The 3,825-nt window shown below is 61.0% G+C and carries 4 protein-coding genes and 2 pseudogenes; 1 reads left to right on the top strand and 5 read right to left on the bottom strand.

The window, feature by feature from the left end:
* The 5 genes and pseudogenes from GJ633_RS14885 to GJ633_RS14865 form a co-directional block, all read right to left on the bottom strand.
* Positions 1-1,809, bottom strand: a pseudogene (locus GJ633_RS14885) (heavy metal translocating P-type ATPase); the annotation flags it as partial.
* Between the two features lie 132 nt (positions 1,810-1,941).
* Positions 1,942-2,139 carry a heavy-metal-associated domain-containing protein gene (locus tag GJ633_RS14880; protein WP_004594582.1) on the bottom strand — a complete coding sequence of 66 codons (198 nt, stop codon included), beginning with the start codon at positions 2,137-2,139 and terminating at the stop codon, positions 1,942-1,944.
* A gap of 146 nt (positions 2,140-2,285) precedes the next feature.
* A complete protein-coding gene (locus GJ633_RS14875; protein WP_004594583.1) occupies positions 2,286-2,681 on the bottom strand; it encodes a hypothetical protein in 396 nt (131 codons plus the stop codon).
* Between the two features lie 137 nt (positions 2,682-2,818).
* Entirely contained in the window at positions 2,819-3,094 is a 276-nt protein-coding gene (locus GJ633_RS14870) for a hypothetical protein (protein WP_004594584.1), read from the bottom strand.
* Between the two features lie 3 nt (positions 3,095-3,097).
* A complete protein-coding gene (locus GJ633_RS14865) occupies positions 3,098-3,448 on the bottom strand; it encodes a winged helix-turn-helix domain-containing protein (RefSeq protein ID WP_092817278.1) in 351 nt (116 codons plus the stop codon).
* Between the two features lie 114 nt (positions 3,449-3,562).
* Here GJ633_RS14865 and GJ633_RS14860 point away from each other — a divergent pair.
* Positions 3,563-3,825: pseudogene (locus GJ633_RS14860) on the top strand (DoxX family protein); the annotation flags it as partial.

Here is a 3,825-nt window from a genome sequence, read left to right as displayed (position 1 = left end):
GTGTCGATGCCCAGTTCGTCAGCGACAGCGTTGGGCGACGCTCCGTGGGAGTCGCCAGTCCAGCATCGCCACTTCGATTCCCAGATCGTGGAGGGCGTCGACGACGCGGAAACTCTCTTCACGGATTACGTCGGCCATCGCGAACGCGGCGATCAACTCACTGTCACGAACGAGATACACCACCGTTTGAGCGTTCTGTCCCGCCTCGTCAGCGAAGCGCTGGAGATGGGCGGGGATCTCGCTATCGAGCTGGGTCAACAGGTTCGGCCCACCGACGTACACCTCGTTTCCATCGACGTTTGCGCGAACCCCTCGCCCTTTGATCGCCTCGAAGGCGGTCGCGTCGGGAGTAGTTAGGTCTCGCTCGTCGGCGGCCTCGCGAATCGCTCGCGCGATCATGTGTTCGGAGTCACTCTCGACGGCTGCCGCCAGCCCGAGCGCGTCGTCCTCGTCGACGCCGTTGACGGTCGCCATATCCACGACGCCGTGTTCGCCCTCGGTAAGCGTCCCTGTCTTGTCGAAGATGATCGCGTCCAGATTCCGTGCGTCTTCCATCGCGATGCGGTCGCGAACGAGCATCCCGTTGCGAGCGGCGAGCGACGTGTTGATCGCGACGACCAGCGGAATGGCGAGCCCGAGGGCGTGCGGGCAGGCGATGACGAGCACCGTCACGACTCGCTCGATGACGGTCGCGTCGAACGAGACCGCGACGGTCCACGCAATCGCCGTCACGACTGCCGCCCCGAGCGCGACGTAGAACAGCCAGCCTGCCGCCCGGTCGGCCAGTACCTGCGTCTTGGACTTGCTCTGCTGGGCTTCCTCGACGAGACGCATGATGCCCGCCAGCGTCGTCTCCTCGCCCGTCGCGCCAACACGGACGCGGAGACTACCATCGCCGTTGATGGTGCCGCCGATGACCTCGTCGCCAGGCTCCTTCGAGACGGGCTTGGACTCGCCAGTGATCATCGACTCGTTGACGTCCGAATCACCTTCCTCGACGGTGCCGTCAGCAGGGACACTTGCGCCCGGCCGGACGAGCACGAGATCGCCTTCCGAGAGCTCCCTGACGGGAACCTCCTCGGTTTCTCCGTCGTCGGTAATACGCTCGGCGGTGTCTGGCATCAGTTTCGCCAGTTCGTCGACCGCGCTGGAGGCCCGCCGGACCGACCGCATCTCGATCCAGTGGCCCAGCAGCATGATGTCGATCAGCGTGACGAGTTCCCAGAAAAACGCAGACTGCGTCGGGAAGACCACGCTCGCGAGACTGTAGACGAACGCGACGGTGATCGCCATCGAGATCAACGTCATCATCCCCGGCGACCGGTCTTTCAGCTCCGGCACCGCCATCTGGAGGAACGGCATCCCACCGTACGCGAAGACGATGACCGCGAAGACGGGGTTGATCCACTCGCTGCCCGGGAACGCGGGGACGGAGAACCCGAGCCACTCCTGCAGCATTTCGCTGTATAGCAGGACTGGGATCGACAGGAGCGTCGAGACGAAGAAGCGCCGGCGGAACATCTGCTCGTGGCCCTCGTGCATCCCGCCATGCCCCTCACCGTGGCCCTCATGGGAACCGTGGTCGTGTCCTTCGCCCTCGTGTCCAGCGTGCTCGTGCTGCTCGTCGAGCACCGTCTCACTCTCCGCAGCAGGGTGTGCCTCTTCTTCCAGTAGCTCCTGTTCTACCCGCTGCTCGTCCGACTCGGCGTCCGATTCATCCTGCTCGCCGTGTTCGTGCTGGTGACTGCTGTCGTCCTGCTGGTGTTCCCCTCCAGGGGGATTCTCATTTGTATCTTTGTGGTCGTCCATAGCCCATATTCTCTGTAGAGGTGGATCCGCTGGCCCCCTGAATCTTCCCCACTGAAACTGTACAGCAGGACCAGCGTAGCGAAGCTTCAAAGACAACGGTTGGCCGTTGTCTCGGAGTGGTCCGCGCGATTCTCAGGCGTAAGCGGTGTACCCGGCGTCTTCGACGGCCTCCACGAGAGCTGTGACATTTGCCTCACCATCGACGCTCGCCTGTTCGCTCTCCCTGTCGACGGTCACGTCAGTCACGCCGGATACCTCTTCGAGGGCCTCTTCGACCGTCTGCTCACAGTGACCGCACGTCATGCCTTCCACGATGATCGTCGTCGTCATACAGGGATACACACGGCCTCCTCTCTTTAGCGGATTTCCCCTTCGATCATACTGATATCGTGGGGCTCAAACTTTAGATTCAAAGTGATACCTGCGGCCGTAACGAACTAGACATCGGATGCGCCAGGTGTCAATAGCGAGGTGGCTCAAGTATCGTTGTGACGCTCTCTGTACGTCTTCGCCGCTAAAAAGACATAGAGTGCGCCGATAGCCCGAATGCCCAAGCGGAATCGCTCGTTCCATTCTATCGACTCTGGACGCTCGTACAGGAACGCGGTGGCAAATCTCTGATACAGGTCGGGAAATAAGAGGACTATCGCACCGAACACGCCGGTAAGATTCATCAGCAATGCGTATGCTCGCCCGTTAAAGAGTGAAAGCGCAGCTATCAGAACACCCTCCGACCGGACTGCTGGACGTATCCACCCTCTCACTGTTCCCTCGTCTGGATTCGAAATGGCGAGTTTCTCGAAGAGCTCGACGATTTCGTCCGGGAACAGCGCTGAGATAGCGCCGAGGACACCGACGAGTGTTCGAATCATACGATATGGTACGACCGATATGGATATAACTCCCACTGCGACGCTACACTATCGAGAACGAGGGGAGTCCGAACAGTAGCGGCTTCGAACCGGGCACGACGCGCAGAGGCCGCTTGTCGAATGGGCGTCCTGAATCCTTATGGATTCGGGGCATACAGGGCGTAGAGGATAGACAGCATCCCGGCTGCGGTGACGAGTGCTGCGACGAATCCTGCTTCGAAGATCGACACCTGGAGGAGTTCGAAGAGGACGCCTTCAAGGAGGCCGCCAAGCCCGACCAATGCGAAGCCGGCGGCGACGTACAGGAGTAACTGCGTGTGATGTCGTTGGTACCCGCGATAGGCCTGATATGCGATGACCAGTGCTAACGCGGTCGTGAACAGTTTGCCGATGACGAATAGCGTGTGGTCCATGATTCAGTCTCCCCGCATTTCCTCGAAGATGGTCGTAATCCGGTCGGCGGGGTCAGGCTGGATGTCGATGTTGACGTCGAAGCCCTCCGCCTGCAGGAGGATTTCGATGCGTTCGAGGCGCGCCTCATACTCGCTGTAGTGCCGTCCCCCGGGGTCGACGTGCGTATACTCCTCGAGGAGGCCCTGCTCGACGAGGCGGGTGACACGGCGCGAGACGGTCGGGCGTGACATGTCACATTCCTCGCTGAGCTCCTTCGCAGACAGGCGGTCGGTCTTCGTCGCCACGAGGATGTCGCGGGCGTACTCGTCGTCGAGTGTCGCGAAGATTTCCGACGGGTCGGCCTCCTCAGTCACACGTCTCTACTCGCGACAGGAGCGTAATATAGCCCGCCGATTTTCTGACCCAGAACGCCGGCTCGCCGTTATATCGTCTCTGCCTCCGTACTGATAGTTGAAGGTGCAATAACTATGTCCACACTCGACTCCGGCATGAATCAGCTCGAGAGCAGAGTCGGCGGTCTGACCGTCGGCGGGAAAGTTCACAGTCTCAGTGCGTGGTTCGTGCTCGCGCTCCGTCTCATGATGGGCTACGCGTTCGCGTACTCCGGGTTCACGAAGATCACCGGCGAGTTCGCCGCGGGCGGTTACCTCACGAACGTCGCGGCGACGAACGGCAACCCGCTCGCGGGGATGTTCGCGTGGATGGGGAGTACGCCGTGGTTCGTCGAGTT

This window comes from Halorubrum sp. CBA1125 (assembly GCF_009742825.1).
Taxonomy (GTDB): domain Archaea; phylum Halobacteriota; class Halobacteria; order Halobacteriales; family Haloferacaceae; genus Halorubrum.
The sequence above is the reverse complement of the archived record's forward strand: the minus strand, read 5'-3'. Positions and strand labels throughout refer to the sequence as shown.

What these genes read in the sequence shown, in the direction of transcription:
- GJ633_RS14880 (WP_004594582.1), bottom strand. Translation starts at nt 2,139, where the DNA reads ATGACGACGACGATCATCGTGGAAGGCATGACGTGCGGTCACTGTGAG.
- GJ633_RS14875 (WP_004594583.1), bottom strand. Translation starts at nt 2,681, where the DNA reads ATGATTCGAACACTCGTCGGTGTCCTCGGCGCTATCTCAGCGCTGTTC.
- GJ633_RS14870 (WP_004594584.1), bottom strand. Translation starts at nt 3,094, where the DNA reads ATGGACCACACGCTATTCGTCATCGGCAAACTGTTCACGACCGCGTTA.